Genomic DNA, 18666 nt, shown 5'->3' with positions numbered 1-18666 from the left:
GAGACCCCGACGCCGACGAGTCGTCTGCCTCTGTGGGGGCGCGTGATGTGCCCACACGCACGAGGAGGCTTCGCAACTATGAAATAGGCGTTCGTGGTACATCCGGACGATTGAGGAATGCCAGAGACACAGGTACTCGAGCGCATCAAGGACGCCGAGCGCGAGGCCGAGGAAATCGTCGCCGAAGCCGAAGACGAGGCGGAAGAGCGAATTCAGGAGGCCCGCGAGGAGGCCGACCAGATTCGCGCGGAGGCCAGAGAAGAGGCCGAGGCGGCTGCCGCCGAGCGTCTCGACGACGCCCAGGCCGACATCGAGGAGGACCGTGAGCAAATCCTCGAAGAGGGCCGTGAAGAGCGCGAGAGCCTCGAATCGGCCGCCGAGGAACGCGTCGACGACGTGACTGACTACGTGATAGACCTGTTCGAGGAGGCGGTACATGCTCAGACCTGAACGGATGAGCCGCGTCTCGGTGACCGGGTCCAAACGCGTCATCGACGATGTCATCGAGACGGTGCACGGCCTTCGACTGCTCCACGTCACGGAGTACGACGGTTCGTGGGACGGCTTCGAGCCCGGTGACCCACAGGAGGGCGCAGACGAAGCCTCCGCGAAGCTCGTCACCGTTCGCGCGCTGAAGTCGACACTCGGGGTCACCGAAGACGACGCCGGCCCGAGCAACCAGATTGTCACCGGCGAGGCACTCGAGGACCAACTCGAGGAGATTCGCCAGGAGGTCAACGACCTCGACGACCGCCGCGACGACCTCCGTGGCGAGCTCCGCGCTGTCGAAGAACAGATAAACACGATGGAGCCGTTCGTCGAGCTCGGTATCGACCTCGACCTGCTTCGGGGCTACGACTCGCTTGCGGTCCGCGTCGGCGAGGGCGACCCGGAGACCGCCCGAACGGCGCTTGCTGACAGCGACGTCGGCACCTACGAGGTTTTCGCCGAGGGCGACACCGTCGCCGTCTTCGCACGCACCGACGAGGGGACGTTGCAGGATGCTCTCGTCAACGCGACGTTTACCGCACTCGACGTTCCCGAGGGCGACGGCGACCCGTCGGAGTATCTCGGCGAACTGCGCCATCGGAAACAGCAACTCGAGTCGAAGCTCTCGACGGTCGAGACGGAACTCGAGGAGATGCGCCTCGACGTGGGTGGATTCTTGCTCGCGGCCGAAGAGGAACTCACAATCGAGGTCCAGAAACGCGAAGCACCCCTCACCTACGCGACGACGGACAACGCCTTCGTCGCGGAGGGGTGGATTCCCTCGGAGAAGGTCCCGGAGTTCGAGAGCAAACTCTACGATGCGGTCGGCGACCACATCGAGATTTCGGAACTCGAACAGGCCGAGTACGACGACGACGGCCACGTCGTCGACCACAGTGAGGTCGACCAGGGTGGCGACCCCGGTGGACAGCCGACCGCCGCGGACGGCGGCGACGACGAGGTTGCCGCGGACGGTGGTGAGCGAACCAGCGGTTCGCGAGTCTCGTCGAAGCCACGCTCCGACGGTGGCACGGTCACCATGGGCTCGGACAGTCCGCCGGTCATCCAGGACAACTCCGGCCCGGTCAAACCCTTCGAGGCACTCGTCGAGGTCATCAACCGACCGAAGTACTCGGAACTTGACCCGACGCTCATCCTCTTTCTGACGTTCCCGGCCTTCTTTGGCTTCATGATTGGAGACCTGGGATACGGGCTCCTCTATATGGGTCTTGGATACTGGATGGTCCAGTCCTTCGACAGCGATATTGTGAAGAGTCTCGGTGGCGTCGGCATCTGGGCCGGTGCCTTTACCGCAATCTTCGGTGTCCTCTACGGCGAAATCTTCGGACTCCACCAGTTGGGCGTCATCGTCTGGGAGAACGGACTCGGAATGTCCGGCCCGCCGATTCACAAGGGACTCCAGCCGTACTACGTCTACTACGCCTACGCGTGGCTGCTGGTGAGTGCGATGGCCGGTATCCTTCATCTGGTCATCGGACGGCTCTTCGACTTCGTCAACAACCTTCACCACGGCGTCGGGACCGCACTCCTCGAGAGTGGCTCGTGGATTCTGATGACGGTCAGCCTGTGGGTGTGGGTCTTTACCCGAACCGCAACGGCCGCAAAGCCGGATTTCATGTGGGAGGTGTTCGCAACCGAAGGCGCGAACAACCCGGTGACCGGCGAGCTCATCGAACACGTCGCGCTCCCGCTTGGCTTTAACGGGTTCGAGCGCGTCGGCCTGTTCACCATCCCGCTTGGTGGGTTCGACCTCATCGTCGACCCCGCACTGCTCGGGACCTTCCTCGGGCTGGGACTGATTGTCTACGCCGAGGGTGGTATCGGACTCATCGAGTCCATCACCGAGACGTTCGGACACGTCATCTCCTACACACGGATTGCGGCGGTCCTGTTGGCGAAGGCCGGCATGGCACTGGCCGTGAACCTGCTCGTGTTCGGCGCAACCTTGCACGACGGTGAGTTCCACTTCATCTTCTTCATGGACAGCGCGCCCAACCCCGAATACGTCGTCTTCAGCGGCCTCGTCAACGGCGAGGGTGCGGCGGCGCTTATCGGCGGTGTCATCGCTGGTGTGCTCGTCCTCGTGCTCGGACACCTGCTGGTGCTCATCCTGGGGATTACCTCGGCCGGCCTGCAGGCAGTGCGCCTGGAGTACGTCGAGTTCTTCGGGAAGTTCTACGAGGGCGGTGGCAAGGCCTACCTGCCCTTCGGACACGACCGCGAGTACACGAGCGACTGAGCCTCTTCTGGGAGGTTTTCTGCTTCGAAGTTCTCTCTTCGGGTCGAGACGGGGTTGCCTGTTGTCCACATTTTCTCACGCGAGTAGTGACAACGCACGGTCATCTGGGTGGAATCTGGTATCAGTTGTCATACGCCTCCGAGAGGGCCGCTAAACCGTCTGAAACGCCATCTGATGAAGCAGTTTGGGAAGTTTTATGACTATGGTGGGGCGACATACGCCTGTTCGAAACCAGAACCTGAGGACTACAAAATTATGAGTGCACTCGCAACTACGTTGAGCGTCGTACTGGCTAACGCAACTGAAGGAGCAGTCTCCGCAGCACCCGCAATCCCCGCGACGGCTGCAGCCGCACTGGCAGTCGGGCTGGCCGCACTCGGTGCTGGCTACGCAGAGCGTGGTATCGGTTCGGCAGCAGTCGGAGCAACAGCGGAGGACGGTGACATGTTCGGTCGTGGCCTGATTCTTACGGTCCTTCCGGAGACGCTTGTCATCCTGGCACTGGTCGTCGTGTTCCTCACGCTGTAAGCGCCCCCTTTCTCGTATATCATTCATGAGCCTCGATACAGTCGTAGAGGACATCCGAGACGAAGCGCGCGCGCGTGCGGAGGAGATACGCGCCGAGGCCGATTCGGAGGCCGAAGAGATACTCGCGGAGGCAAACGCCGACGCAGAGCAGATTCGCGAAGAGCGCGAACAGGAAGTAAAGCGCCAGATCGAGCAGGAGCGCGAACAGAAACTCTCCAGTGCGAACCTGGAGGCAAAACAGGACCGTCTGGAAGCACGGCGTGACATCCTCCAGGATGTCCGCACACAGGTCGAGACGGCGATTGCGGAACTCGACGACGGCCGCGAAGAGCTGACCCGGGCGTTGCTCGATGCCGCCGCGACGGAGTTCGACGACGACGCAACGGTGCTCGTCTACGGTCGTGCCGACGACGAGGAGTTGCTGGAGTCGATTCTCGAGGACTACGATGGCTTCGAGTACGCCGACGCGTACGACTGCCTCGGTGGCGTCGTCGCAGAGAGCGAGGAATCCAGAGTTCGCGTCAAAAACACCTTCGACTCCGTGCTGGACGAGGTGTGGGAGGACAACCTCCGCGAAATCAGCGAACGGCTGTTCGAAGACCAATGAACACGCTTACCGACCAGAACCAGGGCGCAAGCAACTACGAGTACGTTATCGCTCGTGTCCGGTCACGTCGCGCGTCGCTCTTTGGCGACGACGACTACCGGAAGCTCGTCCGCATGGGGACAAGCGAGATTGCTCGCTTCATGGAAGAGACCGAGTACGAGACCGAGATGAACGCGCTCGGCTCTCGCCACTCGGGTGTCGACCTCGTCGAGTACGCGCTCAACCGGAACCTGGCGAAGCACTTCGACGACTTGCTGGAGTGGTGTGATGGTCGGTTGTACGACCTCGTCGCACGATACCTCCGGAAGTTCGACGCGTGGAACGTCAAGACGGTCATCCGCGGTCTCTACTCCGGTGCCGACCGCGAGGACATCGAAGACGACCTCATCCGTGCCGGTGAGTTCTCCGACAATCAGGTCGAACAGTTGCTGGCAGCCGAGTCGGTCGACGAAGCCGTCGAAGTGCTGTCGGGCACGATGTTCGAAGACGAACTCACGGCGGCAATGGAAGACTACGAAGACAGCGGCACGCTGGTCGCACTGGAGAACGCAGCCGACCGGGCGTTCTACGAGACGCTGCTGTCGGGGATGCCGGACAACGTCGAGAACGACTCGCCGACCGGCCTCTACCTGGAGTTTCTCCGTGGCGAAGTCGACTTCCGGAACCTCCGGAACGCACTCCGAATCGCCCGGAGTGGCGCGGACATCGACCCGGCGGAGTACTTCATCACCGGCGGGCGGCTGTTCGACGCCGCGGAGATGAACCAGCTCGTCGGCAACCTCGACCAGCTTGTCGAGCACATCCGCCAGAGCACGTACGGTGAGGAACTGGACGACGCGCTCAACCAGCTGGCCGAAGCAGACGCCCTCATCGAGTTCGAGCACGCACTCGATTCGGCGCTGCTCGAGTACGCAGACCGGCTGGCAAACCGGTATCCGATGTCGGTCTGTTCGGTCCTCTCGTATGTCCTCGCCAAGGAGCGCGAGGTCGACAACATCCGCGCCATCGCACGCGGACGCGAGGCCGGACTCGGACCGGACGAAATCGAACAGGAACTGGTGATGCTATGAGTCAGGAAATCGCGGTTATCGGGTCTCCGGATTTCACCACCGGGTTCAGACTCGCCGGCGTCCGCGAGTTCGCCGAGATTCCGGACGACCAGAAAGACGACGAACTCGACGACGCAGTCGAGGAGATACTGGCAAACGACGATGTCGGTATCGTCGTGATGCACGACGACGACCTGGACCACCTCTCGCGGGGTGTCCGCCAGGACGTCGAGACGAGCGTCGAGCCGGTGCTGGTGGCACTGGGCGGCGGCGCGGGAAGCAGCGGCCTGCGAGAGCAGATCAAACGAGCCATCGGAATCGACCTGATGGAGGAAGATTAAATGAGTCAAGCAACAGAGTCTGACGTCCGTGAAGACGGCGTCATCGAAAGCGTAAGTGGCCCCGTCGTGACTGCGAAGGATCTCGACGCGCGGATGAACGACGTTGTCTACGTCGGTCACGAGGGCCTGATGGGCGAAGTTATCGAAATCGAAGGGAACCTGACCACAATTCAGGTGTACGAGGAGACTTCCGGCGTTTCCCCGGGCGAACCCGTCGAATCGACGGGCGCACCCCTCTCCGTGGACCTCGGGCCGGGCATGCTGGACTCCATCTACGACGGCGTCCAGCGCCCCCTCGACGTCCTCGAAGAGAAGATGGGCTCTGCGTTCCTCGACCGTGGTGTCGACGCACCGGGTATCGACCTGGAGAAGACGTGGGAGTTCACCCCCGAAGTCGAGGAAGGTGACGAGGTCGAAGCCGGCGACATCGTCGGCATCGTCCCCGAAACGCCGAGTATCGACCACAAGGTGATGGTTCCGCCGGACTACGAGGGTGGCGAAGTCGTCGCCATCGAGTCGGGCAACTTCACCGTTGAGGAGCCGGTCGTCGAACTCGACAACGGCGAAGAGATTCAGATGCGCCAGGAGTGGCCGGTCCGTGAGGCCCGTCCGACCGTCGACAAGGAGACGCCGACGGAACCGCTCACCTCCGGGCAGCGCATCCTCGACGGCCTGTTCCCGCTCGCGAAGGGTGGGACGGCCGCCATTCCCGGTCCCTTTGGGTCGGGCAAGACCGTCGCCCAGCAGTCCCTGGCGAAGTTCGCAGACGCGGACATCGTCGTCTACATCGGCTGTGGCGAGCGTGGCAACGAGATGACCGAGGTCATCGACGACTTCCCGGAGCTGCCGGACCCACAGACCGGGAACGCGCTGATGGCCCGGACTTGCCTCATCGCCAACACGTCGAACATGCCTGTCGCAGCACGCGAATCCTGCGTGTACACGGGAATCACCATCGCGGAGTTCTACCGTGACATGGGCTACGACGTCGCGCTGATGGCCGACTCCACCTCCCGGTGGGCAGAGGCCATGCGTGAAATCTCCTCCCGGCTCGAAGAGATGCCCGGTGAGGAGGGGTACCCGGCCTACCTGGCCGCCCGCCTCAGCGAGTTCTACGAGCGGGCCGGCTACTTCGAGAACATCAACGGTACCGAGGGCTCCGTGAGTGTCATCGGTGCTGTCTCGCCGCCGGGCGGGGACTTCTCCGAGCCGGTGACCCAGAACACTCTGCGTATCGTCAAGACCTTCTGGGCACTGGACGCGGACCTCGCCGAACGGCGCCACTTCCCGGCTATCAACTGGGACGAGTCCTACTCCCTGTACCGGGAGCAACTCGACCCGTGGTTCACCGAGAACGTCGCCGACGACTGGCCCGAACAGCGCCAGTGGGCTATCGACGTCCTCGACGAAGAGGGTGAACTGCAGGAGATTGTCCAGCTCGTCGGCAAGGACGCGCTGCCGGAAGACCAGCAGCTCACGCTGGAAGTCGCCCGCTTCCTCAAGGAGGCGTGGCTCCAGCAAAACGCCCTGCACGACGTCGACCGGTACTGTCCGCCCGAGAAGACCTACGAGATTCTCGGTGCTATCAAGACGTTCAACGATGAGGCCTTCGACGCGCTGGACGCCGGCGTCCCGGTCGAAGAGATTACCGACATCGACGCGCTCCCGCGCCTGAACCGTATCGGCACCACGCCGGACGACGAGGCCGAGGCGTTCGTCGAAGACCTCGAAGCGGACATCACAGAACAGCTCCGCGCACTCTACTAACAATGAAAGAATACCAAACCATCACGGAAATCAGCGGACCGCTGGTCTTCGCAGAGGTCGACGAGCCGGTCGGCTACGACGAGATTGTCGAAATCGAGACTGTCGAGGGCGAAGTCCGCCGTGGACAGGTGCTCGACTCCTCGAGTGGGACGGTCGCCATCCAGACCTTCGAGGGAACTGGCGGCATCGACCGCAACTCGTCGGTGCGTTTCCTCGGCGAGACCATGAAGATGCCCGTGACCGAGGACCTCCTCGGTCGCGTCCTCGACGGTTCCGGGAACCCCATCGACGGCGGCCCGGACATTGTGCCCGACGAGCGTCGGGACATCGTCGGTGAGGCAATCAACCCCTACTCCCGGGAGTACCCCGAGGAGTTCATCCAGACCGGTGTGTCGGCCATCGACGGCATGAACACGCTGGTTCGTGGCCAGAAACTCCCGATTTTCTCGGGTTCTGGTCTTCCGCACAACGACCTCGCACTCCAGATTGCACGCCAGGCGACCGTGCCGGAGGAAGCAGAAGGCGAGGGCGAGGAAAGCGAGTTCGCAGTCATCTTCGGCGCGATGGGAATCACCGCCGAAGAGGCAAACGAGTTCATGGACGACTTCGAGCGCACCGGCGCACTCGAACGCTCCGTCGTCTTCATGAACCTCGCAGACGACCCGGCAGTCGAGCGGACGGTCACGCCGCGGCTGGCGCTGACCACCGCCGAGTACCTGGCCTTCGACAAGGGCTATCACGTCCTGGTCATCCTGACGGACATGACCAACTACTGTGAGGCCCTGCGCGAAATCGGTGCCGCGCGTGAGGAGGTCCCGGGCCGTCGTGGCTACCCCGGATACATGTACACCGACCTCGCGTCGCTGTACGAGCGGGCCGGCCGTATCAAGGGCGAGGAGGGGTCTGTTACCCAGATTCCCATCCTGACGATGCCCAGCGACGACATCACACACCCGATTCCGGACCTGACCGGCTACATCACGGAAGGCCAGATTATGGTCGACCGTGACCTCAACAGCCAGGGCGTCCAGCCTCCGGTCAACGTCCTGCCGAGCCTCTCGCGGCTGATGGACGACGGTATCGGCGAGGGCCTGACCCGTGGCGACCACGGTGGCGTCTCCGACCAGATTTACGCCGCCTACGCCGAGGGTGAGGACCTGCGCGACCTCGTGAACATCGTCGGTCGCGAAGCGCTCTCCGAGCGTGACAACAAGTACCTCGACTTCGCGGACCGCTTCGAAGAGGAGTTCGTCCAGCAGGGCTACGACACCAACCGCTCCATCGAGGAGACCCTGTCGATTGGCTGGGAACTGCTCTCGACGCTGCCGAAAGACGAACTCAACCGCGTCGACGAGGAGAACATCGAGAAGTACTACGACGAAGACGAGGAAGCCGTCGAAGCCAACGCCTAACTCGGCCGGTATTTTCCGTTTCTTTTGACACGTCGTCCAGCCGCTGTGGTGCGATATCGGCGACTTACCCAAATAATGAGGCAAGTTGCTTAGGGGCGTCTTCTCCCTAGGTTATCACGTATGGTATCAGCTAGCGAAATCAGTGGACTGGTCGAAGCGTCGCTGTGGGTTGGCACAGCGGGAATGTTCATCGGGATGTTGTACTTCATCGCGAAAGGCTGGGGAGAGAAAAACGAGCGGATGCAGGAGTTTTTCATCGTGACGATATTCATCGCCGCGATAGCCTTCGTGAACTATCTGGCGATGGCGCTGGGGTACGGTGTCACAGAAGTCATGGTAGACGGCGAGGCGAAGGTCATCTACTGGGCCAGATACACAGACTGGTTCTTCACGACGCCACTCCTGTTGCTCGACCTCGGGTTGCTCGCCGGAGCGACGCGGAACGAACTGGCGACGCTGGTCGGTCTCGACGCCGCGATGATTGGGACCGGCGTGCTCGCGACGTTGACCGGTGACTTTGCCGGGTCGATTGGTGCCCTCGGAACGGGTGCCCAGCGTATCGTCTGGTGGGCCATCTCGACGGCCTTTATGGTGGTCCTGCTGTACCTGCTGTTCGGAAGCCTCACCGACAAGGCCAACGCGTTGGGCGGGCAGGCAGCCTCGACGTTCAAAACACTCAGAAACCTCATCGTCGTCATCTGGACAATCTACCCCATCTGGTGGATTATCGGGACCGAGGGACTCAGTGTTCTCCCTGGTCTCGGTATCGAAACGGCCGGGTTTGCGGTGCTCGACCTGACGGCAAAGATCGGATTCGGTATCATCCTGCTGTCCAGTCGTGAAGCACTGGACCAGGTGACCACCGGCGCGAGCGCCGAAGCCGCCGACTAACCGCATCGGTTACAACCATCGCGGTTTTCGTACAACTACATCCGGGAGTCTATGCTTTCACAACTCACCTATCTCCAGTTTCTCGCCGTTTTCGTCGGGCTCCCGCTTTCGGTGCTCGTCGTCGGGAGTGTCGTCTCCTGGCGGCCGACTCGCGCCCCGTTTGGTCTGCAGACGGGCGCGCTCGCGCTCATGGTGGCACTCGCGCTCGTGTACACGACGCCGTGGGACAACTACCTCATCGCGCGTGGCGTCTGGTGGTACGGCGACGGCGTCGTCGCGACGCGCATCTGGCAGATGCCACTCGGTGAGTACCTCTTTGTCATCATCCAGTCGGTCCTGGTCGGTGTCTGGACGTTCTCCCACGACGGTGCCGTCGACCCCACCGTCGGCCACTCCTGGCGGGACCGACTGGTCGGCGTGCTCGCGGGCGTCGCCGTGACGCTGGTCGGCGTGGCCTTCCTTCTTGGTCCCGCATCGATGTTTTACATGGGCGCTATTTTCGCCTGGTCCGGACCAGTCTTTGCACTCCAGTGGGGCGTGGGCTGGCGCTACCTCCGAACTATCTGGCGGCGCCTCGTCGTGATGGTCGCCGTGCCGGTGCTCTACCTGTCGAGTATCGACCGGCTCGCCATCGAGTGGGGGCTGTGGACGATTTCGTCGACGTACTCGACGGGGCTGACCGTCGGCGGACTGCCACTCGAAGAGGGCGTTTTCTTTCTTGTCACCTCACTCTTTGTCGCGCAGGCGCTGGTCTTGCTCCGGTGGGTGATTGCACGATGGGGATAGAGACAGTCGACGACCAGACGGCCAGAGCGGCGCTGGGGAAAGCAGCGGCACTCGTCGGGTGGCTCCCCCTCGCTGCGCTGGTGCCCCTGTCACTTCTCGTCGGCGAACTGTCGCCGACGGTCCGCTATCTCCCGCTCGTGGCGAGTGTCGTCGTCTTCGGGATGCCCCACGGCGCCGTCGACTACGTCGCCCTGCCGCGTGCCCGGACCGGCCACGTCGACCTGCGCGGTGTCTTCGACGTGTCCGTGCTGTATCTGGTCGCCGGCCTCGCCTATCTGGCGCTGTGGTTCCTGTTCCCGGTCGTCGCGGCGACGTTTTTCATCGCTCTGACCTGGTTTCACTGGGGGCAGGGCGACCTCTATGCGTTGCGGGACCTCTTTCGGACCGACCACATCGACGATTTCCCACAGCAGGCCCTGACCGTCGTCGTCCGGGGTGGGTTGCCGATGCTCGTCCCCCTTATCGGGTTTCCGGCCACGTATCGGACGGTCGTGGACACGTTCGTGGAACCGTTCGGTGGCTCGACGGCGGCGTGGTGGCTCTTCGATGCCAAACCGCGGCTGGCACTGGCTGGTATCTTCGGCACTATCACCATCATTGCGCTCGCGCGCGGGTTCGCCCGCGCGCGTGACCGCCGGCGCTGGCGACTCGACGCCGCCGAGACGACTTTCCTGTGGGTGTTTTTCCTGGCTGTACCCCCGATTTTGGCTGTGGGGACCTACTTTTGCCTGTGGCACTCCGTGCGCCACATCGCGCGGGTCGTGTTGCTGGACGAGCGGTCCGTCGCGGACCTCGCTGGCTGGCGCTGGCTCCCGCCGCTCGGTCGGTTCACACTCGAGGCGGCCGTCCCGACGGTTATCGCGCTTGCCTTTATCGGCGGGCTCTGGTGGGGCACCGGCGGGACCGTCGAGACGCTTTCGGGTGCGACCGGGCTGTATCTGGTCGGAATCGCCGTGCTGACGCTGCCACACACCGTCGTCGTCACGATACTCGACAGGGAACAGCACATCTGGTCTTGGCCCGACGACTGAGTGTCGCCGAGAACCCCCGAGGTTACGGTTCCGCGGGCGGTAGGGGGGGACAATGGCTGCAGACGACATCGTCCTGTTGAGTGCTCGCAACTCATTTCTGGTTCTCATCTTGCTGTTGCTCGGCATCAGTACCTACCAGTTCTACACGATTCAGGGGGTCACGACGCCGGTCGCGGCGATGTGGGTCGCTGCGGCGGGCGTGTTCTATCTCTCGAAGTGGTACTACAACCGGGCGGACGACGGTGCCGACGAGACTGAAAAGGATTAACTGAGTGGCTCCGGTAGTACCCGGCAATGGCTAAGGACGTCAAGCCCACTCGGAAGAACTTGATGCAGATTGAGGACCGCATCGAGCTCTCCGAGCGGGGTCACGACACGCTGGAGAAAAAGCGCGACGGGCTCATCATGGAGTTTATGGACATCCTGGACCAGGCCCAGGACGTCCGTGAAGACCTCGACGACAGCTACGACCGTGCCCAGCGAGCCATCGACATGGCACGCGCGATGGACGGTGACGTGGCCGTCCGCGGGGCCGCCGCCGCGCTCAAAGAACACCCCGAACTGACCACCCAGTCGAAAAACATCATGGGCGTGGTCGTCCCGCAAATCGAGTCCTCGAAGGTCCGGAAAGACCTCGACGAGCGTGGCTACGGCGTGCTCGGAACCAGCGCCCGCATCGACGAGGCCGCCGACGCCTACGAGCAACTCCTCGAGAACATCATCCTCGCGGCCGAGGTCGAGACGGCGATGAAGAAGATGCTCGAAGAAATCGAGACCACCAAGCGCCGCGTCAACGCACTGGAGTTCAAGCTCCTGCCCGACCTCAAGGACAACCAGGAATACATCGAGCAGAAACTCGAAGAGCAAGAGCGCGAGGAAATCTTCCGGATGAAGAAGATCAAGGCCAAAAAGGAAGAAGAGGAGAAAGCCGAGCGCGAGGCCGAAGAAGAGGACGAAGCCGAAGAGCCCGTTCCCGCCGACGACTGACCCGTCCTTTTTCTCGCTGGCGACCCACGTTCTGGCATGGACTGTCCCGACTGCGGGAGCGAGACGCTCGCCGTCACCGTCCCGGCGCAGTATCGCGAGGACCTCCCCGGCGAGGAGACGGGTATCGCACTCTGTACGCACTGTCTGGCGATGCATCCGGCCGCCGACCCGCCGGCAGAGCCTCCCGATTTCCAGCGGTTGAGTGACGCCATGCCGTCGAACCCCGACGCGGCGCTGCCGATGGCGTTGCTCGTCGGTCTGCTCTCGAATCTGGCACTCTACCGCGAGGAAATCAGTGACCTGCTCGGTGCGGTCGAACGTGCCGGGACCGACCCACTGCTGGTCCTCGACCGACTGGCACGCGACCCAGAACTCGCCCCCGAGACGGACCTGGCCGGCCGCCGTCGCCAGCTCGAACAGCTCATCTAGACGTACCGAATCTATTTGGTATAGTCCATTTACTGCTGGCTCTCCTACCCCTATTTGCGACGCTTTCCCCGAGGCGTCGCTCCCAACCTGAACTCACCGTCACAGGTGACACTGTCCCTCGACACCCCCTCTCCCGTTTTGACTGGCCGAGAGAACTCCAAACGACGACCAGTTAGATACCGGTCGAGTACCGGAGCAGGCCGGCGATACCGCCGAAGGCGTTGAGCAACTGCTCGCCTTTCTCGAAGTCAGTCGAGACGAAGATGGTCTCGGTGCCCCGCTGGTTTGCAATCTCCATCAGGTGGTCGATTGCGTCTTCGCGTTCGCCGTCTTCGATTTCTTCGCCACAGCGCGAACAGGCGTGTGTCGGTGTCGACTCGTTGGGGTCGAGGAGTTCGCGCTCGTCGTGGCCCTGACTGCACTCGTAGGCGACCACGTCCTTCCGGAGGTCCTCGCTGATAAGCAGGCGGTCGACGGCTCCCATCACGAGGTTCTCGCGGGTCTGCTCGAAGCCGTAGGTGGCCTGGTCGCCGTCGTGGAGTTCCTCGAAGAACTCCTCCATGACCTGCTTGTCCTCGAGCATCTCGTGTTCGGCCAGCACTTCGCTGGCGGCGTCGACGAGGTCGTACAGCCCCGACTCGTCGGTGTAAGCCACGTCGAACTTCCCGAGGACCATGTCCTGAAGTTCGTGGTGGAGGTAGTCGCCGTCCAGGAACTCGTCTTTGGTCGGCGAGGGACCGCCGACGAGGATGCCGTCTAGCTCGTGGCGGTCGGGAACGAACAGGTCGTTTGCCATGCCGGCGACCTCCTGATAGAAGTTGTCGATGGCCTCCAGACGCAAGCGGGCAAACCGCTGTGCGGACTGGCCCCCTTTGCGCTGTTTCCCGGGCACGAGCGACGACGCCGACTTGACGGGTTCGACGCGTTTCCCGCGCAACCAGCCGACGTTTGCCTCGCGTCGGTCGAGCACGACGAGGCCAAAGAGGCCCTTGTCGGCCAGCATCTCCTCGAGTGGTTCGGTCAGAAAGTCCGAATCACAGTGGTAGCGAAACGACTCGATGGGCCGGGGTGGACTCTCCAGAACCCGCGTAATCATGTCAGTCTGGCCGCCGCCGGCGTCGACTGCACCCGAGAAGAGAACCATCCCGTTTTCTGGGGGGTTCACGTCGTAGTACTTCAGGCGGTCCTTGATAGACTTCAGGGCGTCCTGGACGTTCGTCCGGGTGTCCTTGGACTTGATGTTGCTCGCCTCCGAGTGTTCCTGCGTGACGTGGGCGACGACGTCGCTAATCATACGCTCTTCCGGGACGTAGATGGTCACTAGCTGTGTCCCGGACCCGTGGTACTCTTTGAGCTCCTCGATGACCTTTCGGAACTCGTATTTATGCTTATCTGAGTATTGTTCCGTATTACTTTTATCGTCGGAGGCCATAGTGGTTCTTATGGTAGAGAAGACCACCAAGACAGTAAAGGTGCCCGAATCGAAGGCTGAAGAATGGGAGGCATACGTCGAAGATAACGCCGAAGTCGATAGCATTTCCCACCTGATTCGCCTCTCCGTCCAAAAGGAGATTAGCGGGGCTTACGATGTTGATACACGTCGCTCGGACGATGATAGCGCAGGCGCGAGTGGGGAAATCCTCACCCACCTTCGGAAAATTGAGACGGCCATAGACGACGTCGAAACCCGTGTCGCGGCCATAGAAGGCGTGAAATCTGCGGAAGCCAACTACGACATACAGAAAGCCACGTTCAACACCTTACCCGAACCGCCAGAGGGCGAAGTGTTTGAGGTTCCTGAACCGGGAGCGAGCAAAGATTCGAGCGAGCAACATATCGCACAGAAACACCCGCCAGACTTCGCGGTAACGCCTGACGAAATCGCCCGACAACTCGGAGCAGAGACGGCGGACATAGAGGAGGCACTCACACATCTGCGCGAGACGACGGGACAGGTTAGGCGTGTCAGTGGTGGCCCCGAGAACCGGACGTATTACTGGAGGAAGGGACGATGAACGACGATGACTTTCAGCACGTAATCCGTCGAGTCGAAAACAACAAATCAGAGCAGACTGCTATGCAGTACGTCGCCAAGATTCGGGACTTCCGCGAGTGGCTTCAAGACCGTGGTAGTGCCTTCGAGGAGGCCGACGTAATCAACGTAGAGAATTGGCTGGCACATCTTGACGAGAGATACACGAACGCCAGTAGCGTCGGGAAAGGAGAGGCCGCGTTAGTGGCCGCATACGACGAACTCAACAAACTGATTCAGGCTGGCAGGATTGAGGGTGATAACAGCGAGTGGGGACGGTTCGGAACTCCCGCAGAACAGGCCGACTACACCCCACAGGATTCGGGTACCTTCAAGAGCCGAGAAACCCGCGAAGATGTCGAGTACCTGAAACCGGCGGAGGTAGACGAACTGGCGCGGAATACCGACCGTCTTCGAGACGAGTTGATTATTCGGCTACTTTTCCAGACGGGCTTGCGAGTTACCGAACTCTGTAACATCCGACTGAACGACGTTGACCGAGAGGAGCGGAAAATCGACATACGGGGAAAGGGTCGAAAGAATCGAGCGGTTTACTACCAGCCTTCGCTTGACCTACTGATGGATGTATGGCTTGATGAGAGACGGCCAGCAGTCTATTACGCCGACGAGAGCGAGTATCTGTTTCCCACGTCGCACAGCGAGAACATCACCCGTCAGACGGTCGAGGAAGTGGTACGAGAAGCCGCAGACAGGGCCGAGTTGCAGGAGGTGTATGGACGGAACGCAGACGGCCACGAACTGCACACAGTGACACCGCACGTACTGCGTCACTCATTCGCTATGGCCGCCTTAGACAATGGTTGGGACGTTTATACTTTGAGTCAGGCATTGGGTCACGCCGACGCAGAAACTACTACTTCAACATATCTACACGATGACAAGGAACGGAAGAAACGGGCCTTCCTCGAACGTGGGCCAGCGACCGACGACTAATCACACACCTTTGCCGTCACTTTGCAAATACAATATTTTCTCCCCAGTATGGAGAACTATCCTTTACTTTACAGCTGTATCCGTTTGATTCCAAAATTTGAATTGATTCATCAATCACTTTTTCTCCATCTCGCTCTGGCCCAGCATCAACAGCAATTTTCTTAATGGACATTCGGTCTTCTAATGCCCCTCTGAGAATCTCTGGTTCAACACCTTCACCTTCTACTTTTAGATAATCAATACTCTCGAACCCTTGGTTTCTGACAATATTAGGAACTGTGTCAGAGGCCACTTGCACTGACCTATTATTACTACCTGTTTTAGGAGAGAGTATTGATGTTTTGCTCGGTCTTTTTGAGAGATTAATCGTGATGCTCCCTGATTTGTCTAAAGCTGCTTTTGGAACGACAGATACATTTTCTAAATTTGAAGTGTTTGTCCGAAGCGAATCATCAACTGAAGCAAATGGGTCAATACAAATAACAGCCCTTGCTAATTGGCTTGCGTAGAATGAAAAACCTCCTACATATGCCCCAACGTCAACCACTATATCATTCTTTTCTACTTCAACAAAATCATCATATGTATACATTCTTTTTAACATATTTGTATGCCTGTCTGACCCCAGATGGGTACCGGATAATGTCTCAGTAACAGCTGGAATTTTCCTATTTCGTTCTAAGTTCGGTATTTCATATATATTCCAACTACCCTTTCTATCAGGCAATGCAATACTTCTTTCATTTAATAAAAGCATCAATTCACAACTCATTGACGATGGTAGAATGTAACCCAAAGATTTCTTAAGAAATGATATATACCCTTCTTCTTGCACAATTTTTTTACTTTTTGATAGTTTGTTTTGACTCATATATGCTGACTGTTGTATATAGTCGTGTATCTGGAAGGACTATAAAATGATATGGAATAAAAGTATCGGGTGTGGTCATCCTCATAGGCTACTGAGCGAAGGGCGAGATAACACTGTGTTCGCAGGAAAATCATCAACGGCTTCCTCTGTTTCAGGTTCCTCATCCTCGTCCCAGACGTCGTAACTCGACTTACGGAAGTGGTGGACACCCTTGCCCGCCCTCACTGTCGAAGCCCACAGGAGCGCATCAAAGTCCATCGAGTCCACTTCTGGCAGGTGTGCGAGCTGGGCGAGGGCGTAGGTTGCTCCTGCGCTCTCTCCATCCTCCGTCCGTGGAATCGTATCAGTTTGTTCCGTACCCCTGATACGAACCGTACCGCCCTCTGCTGGATTCCCCCGCCCATCGGCAGGCGCATACTCGCAGGATTCGACAAACCGTTGTACGACAGGCTGAAACGCCTCTCGTAGTATATCGCCCTCCGCCCACACATAGATGTGAGCGTGAGGCGTAGCATATTGGCGAGTCCCTGCCAGCACCAACAGCCATTCCCACCTGTCTGTGTGCTTGTCGAGCCTGTAACGCAGGGCGTCAAGGGTGGATTCGAGGGCGGCAGATAGTTCTCGCAACAGGCTCACCCTGTTGGGAACCGCTCGCTCGACTCGCAGGGAGAGGAGGGCAGTTGTCGGGTTCTCATACTCCGCCAGTAGTTGCCTGTCCATCTCCTTCCCGCGAGCATAGTTCCGCCTGTCGTGCCACTGACGGCCTCTCTCGAATCCGTATCTATCGGCGGAAGTGTTCTCACCCCGTCGTTCCTCAACGTATCGCTCGACAGCTTCTCCTGCCGATAGCGGTTCCCCGTCTTCGACATATACAGAGTGACACGTTTCTCGGTCGAGAGCGATGGGTTCCTGCAAGGCGAGGAAGTCGTCATCTGAATCGAGCGGTTCTGTATCGGGCGAGGGTGAACTTTTCGCGCTCGACACAGTGTTATCGTGAGCGGAATCTTCGAGCGCCCATAGTTGCCCGAACACGTCGCCTCTCGGTGGGACAGGTATCTCACTCGCGTCACCGAGTCCTGCGTCATCGAGGAAACGCCGAACCGTTCGCCTCTCGTATCCGTGTGCCTCACCCTGTGCAATCACCTCCTCGACGGGGAGAGAGTCGCCAGTATCTAACCCGAGAAAACTGCCTGCCTCGACAGAGAGCCTGTGCAGTTGCTCGTTCGATGGTGTCTGTACCCCTACTGTCTGTGGATTCGATGGATATGATGTTGCGCTCAAGAAATATCACGAGCCGCAAATTCCGCACATAGACGGACAGAGACGGAAATCAAAAGAGCGACTCAAATCTCCTTTATAAGTAGTCATCTACCCTTACGTCTCTGCCAGAGCAATTCCCTACGCTTCCGCTCAGCAGGCGTGAGAGACCCGTCAGAGCGGATTTCTTCGACACGAGAGTAGGAGGCCAACTCACCCTCCTCTCCGTCAGACGTCTCCTGACGCTCTTTATAAGCATCGAACAGGATTTGTCTCATCTCATCCACCGAAAACTCGTCGTTCAACGCTTGTGCGTCGGAATCGGAGCAGGGGATAATAACGCGGTTCATCTCTCCGCTCATCCTTCAACCTCTCCGATTTCCTTCATACGGTTTTCCGCAAGATACCGCACATATCCACCTGCGGTAATTCGATTCTCTGAAAACTCTGCGTCAAGTGCCTTATAAAGTGTCTCACGCTCTTCTGGCGTGAGGTTAATATAAACTTTCTCGGTCATAGTTCGTAGTACCTGAAACTGATAGACACAAAACGGAAACCCAAATAAGAGGTTCCCATTTCACTACCTACTCGTAATGATAGGTGAGTGCAATCGTTGCTCTAAACCGCAACGTATAAATATACGTGTTTATAGTATATAAATCTTTCGGTCATTTGGGGTAGTTTTCTGGTCATAATCAGTTTCCAAACACCGAAATCACCAGCGATGGTCGATAAGACCACCTTCTGCAAGGGTCTGAGTGGTTCCCCGCCTTATTTCCATATATGGGTATTAGCGGGGATAACAGGTCTTCACCTGCCATCGAGTGTGTAGAACCATTAAGAATCCATATACTCCCACTATTTCAGCACCAATTTCCGCGATTCGGGTGGCCTTCCCTGTGCCGTCCCTCGAATCTCTGCGATATAAAAAATCCTGCCTGCTCGAACGACGGCCAAACACGCTCGAATCGTAAT

The 18666-nt window shown here is 59.5% G+C and carries 20 protein-coding genes; 16 read left to right on the top strand and 4 right to left on the bottom strand.

The window, feature by feature from the left end; all coding sequences use genetic code 11:
• Positions 1-117 precede the first annotated feature (117 nt).
• The 14 genes from ahaH (at position 118) to QYL91_RS01800 (ending at position 12577) form a co-directional block, all read left to right on the top strand.
• Positions 118-450: an ATP synthase archaeal subunit H gene (ahaH, locus tag QYL91_RS01865; RefSeq protein ID WP_302081687.1), complete on the top strand. Its 333-nt coding sequence runs from the start codon at positions 118-120 to the stop codon at positions 448-450.
• Positions 437-2749, top strand: coding sequence for a V-type ATP synthase subunit I (locus QYL91_RS01860; RefSeq protein ID WP_302081686.1), 2313 nt, complete (start codon positions 437-439; stop codon positions 2747-2749). Before ahaH ends, QYL91_RS01860 begins: the two co-directional genes overlap by 14 nt.
• A 255-nt stretch (positions 2750-3004) precedes the next feature.
• Entirely contained in the window at positions 3005-3277 is a 273-nt protein-coding gene (locus QYL91_RS01855; RefSeq protein WP_302081685.1) for a hypothetical protein, read from the top strand.
• A 25-nt stretch (positions 3278-3302) separates the two neighbouring features.
• Positions 3303-3884, top strand: a complete 582-nt coding sequence (locus tag QYL91_RS01850; protein ID WP_302081684.1) for a V-type ATP synthase subunit E — start codon at positions 3303-3305, stop codon at positions 3882-3884.
• A complete protein-coding gene (locus QYL91_RS01845; RefSeq protein ID WP_302081683.1) occupies positions 3881-4954 on the top strand; it encodes a V-type ATP synthase subunit C in 1074 nt (357 codons plus the stop codon). Before QYL91_RS01850 ends, QYL91_RS01845 begins: the two co-directional genes overlap by 4 nt.
• A complete protein-coding gene (locus tag QYL91_RS01840) occupies positions 4951-5274 on the top strand; it encodes a V-type ATP synthase subunit F (protein WP_302081682.1) in 324 nt (107 codons plus the stop codon). The genes QYL91_RS01845 and QYL91_RS01840 overlap by 4 nt, the downstream gene beginning before the upstream one ends.
• Positions 5275-7041 (top strand): ATP synthase subunit A, encoded by a 1767-nt coding sequence (locus QYL91_RS01835; RefSeq protein WP_302081681.1) that lies wholly within the window; start codon positions 5275-5277, stop codon positions 7039-7041.
• A gap of 2 nt (positions 7042-7043) precedes the next feature.
• Entirely contained in the window at positions 7044-8453 is a 1410-nt protein-coding gene (locus tag QYL91_RS01830) for an ATP synthase subunit B (RefSeq protein WP_302081680.1), read from the top strand.
• A 120-nt stretch (positions 8454-8573) separates the two neighbouring features.
• Positions 8574-9344, top strand: a complete 771-nt coding sequence (locus tag QYL91_RS01825) for a bacteriorhodopsin (RefSeq protein ID WP_302081679.1) — start codon at positions 8574-8576, stop codon at positions 9342-9344.
• 51 nt (positions 9345-9395) lie between these two features.
• Entirely contained in the window at positions 9396-10130 is a 735-nt protein-coding gene (locus QYL91_RS01820) for a lycopene cyclase domain-containing protein (protein WP_302081678.1), read from the top strand.
• Positions 10121-11161, top strand: a complete 1041-nt coding sequence (locus tag QYL91_RS01815; RefSeq protein ID WP_302081677.1) for a Brp/Blh family beta-carotene 15,15'-dioxygenase — start codon at positions 10121-10123, stop codon at positions 11159-11161. Before QYL91_RS01820 ends, QYL91_RS01815 begins: the two co-directional genes overlap by 10 nt.
• A gap of 52 nt (positions 11162-11213) precedes the next feature.
• Entirely contained in the window at positions 11214-11429 is a 216-nt protein-coding gene (locus QYL91_RS01810; protein ID WP_302081676.1) for a hypothetical protein, read from the top strand.
• 26 nt (positions 11430-11455) lie between these two features.
• Positions 11456-12148 (top strand): V-type ATP synthase subunit D, encoded by a 693-nt coding sequence (locus QYL91_RS01805; protein WP_302081675.1) that lies wholly within the window; start codon positions 11456-11458, stop codon positions 12146-12148.
• A gap of 36 nt (positions 12149-12184) precedes the next feature.
• On the top strand, positions 12185-12577 hold the full coding sequence (locus QYL91_RS01800; protein WP_302081674.1) for a DUF6276 family protein: 393 nt from the start codon (positions 12185-12187) through the stop codon (positions 12575-12577).
• Between the two features lie 172 nt (positions 12578-12749).
• Here the strand turns inward: QYL91_RS01800 and prf1 are convergent, their stop codons facing one another.
• Positions 12750-14009: a peptide chain release factor aRF-1 gene (prf1, locus tag QYL91_RS01795; protein ID WP_302081673.1), complete on the bottom strand. Its 1260-nt coding sequence runs from the start codon at positions 14007-14009 to the stop codon at positions 12750-12752.
• A gap of 10 nt (positions 14010-14019) precedes the next feature.
• Here prf1 and QYL91_RS01790 point away from each other — a divergent pair, with 10 nt between their 5' ends.
• Both QYL91_RS01790 and QYL91_RS01785 read left to right on the top strand, forming a co-directional pair.
• The gene (locus tag QYL91_RS01790; RefSeq protein WP_302081672.1) at positions 14020-14592 is read left to right on the top strand and encodes a hypothetical protein; all 573 of its coding nucleotides are present in this window, start codon (positions 14020-14022) and stop codon (positions 14590-14592) included.
• Positions 14589-15563, top strand: a complete 975-nt coding sequence (locus tag QYL91_RS01785) for a tyrosine-type recombinase/integrase (RefSeq protein WP_302081671.1) — start codon at positions 14589-14591, stop codon at positions 15561-15563. The genes QYL91_RS01790 and QYL91_RS01785 overlap by 4 nt, the downstream gene beginning before the upstream one ends.
• A 16-nt stretch (positions 15564-15579) precedes the next feature.
• Here QYL91_RS01785 and QYL91_RS01780 read toward each other — a convergent pair whose 3' ends face one another.
• The 3 genes from QYL91_RS01780 to QYL91_RS01770 form a co-directional block, all read right to left on the bottom strand.
• On the bottom strand, positions 15580-16434 hold the full coding sequence (locus QYL91_RS01780) for an FkbM family methyltransferase (RefSeq protein ID WP_302081670.1): 855 nt from the start codon (positions 16432-16434) through the stop codon (positions 15580-15582).
• A gap of 81 nt (positions 16435-16515) precedes the next feature.
• A complete protein-coding gene (locus QYL91_RS01775) occupies positions 16516-17715 on the bottom strand; it encodes a hypothetical protein (protein ID WP_302081669.1) in 1200 nt (399 codons plus the stop codon).
• A 334-nt stretch (positions 17716-18049) separates the two neighbouring features.
• Positions 18050-18208: a hypothetical protein gene (locus tag QYL91_RS01770; RefSeq protein WP_302081668.1), complete on the bottom strand. Its 159-nt coding sequence runs from the start codon at positions 18206-18208 to the stop codon at positions 18050-18052.
• Between the last annotated feature and the right edge of the window lie 458 nt (positions 18209-18666).

The organism is Salinibaculum rarum (assembly GCF_030505615.1).
GTDB classification, from domain to species: Archaea; Halobacteriota; Halobacteria; order Halobacteriales; family Haloarculaceae; genus Salinibaculum; species Salinibaculum rarum.
Note: the sequence above shows the minus strand (reverse complement) of the source record. Positions and strands in the feature narration are given on the sequence as shown.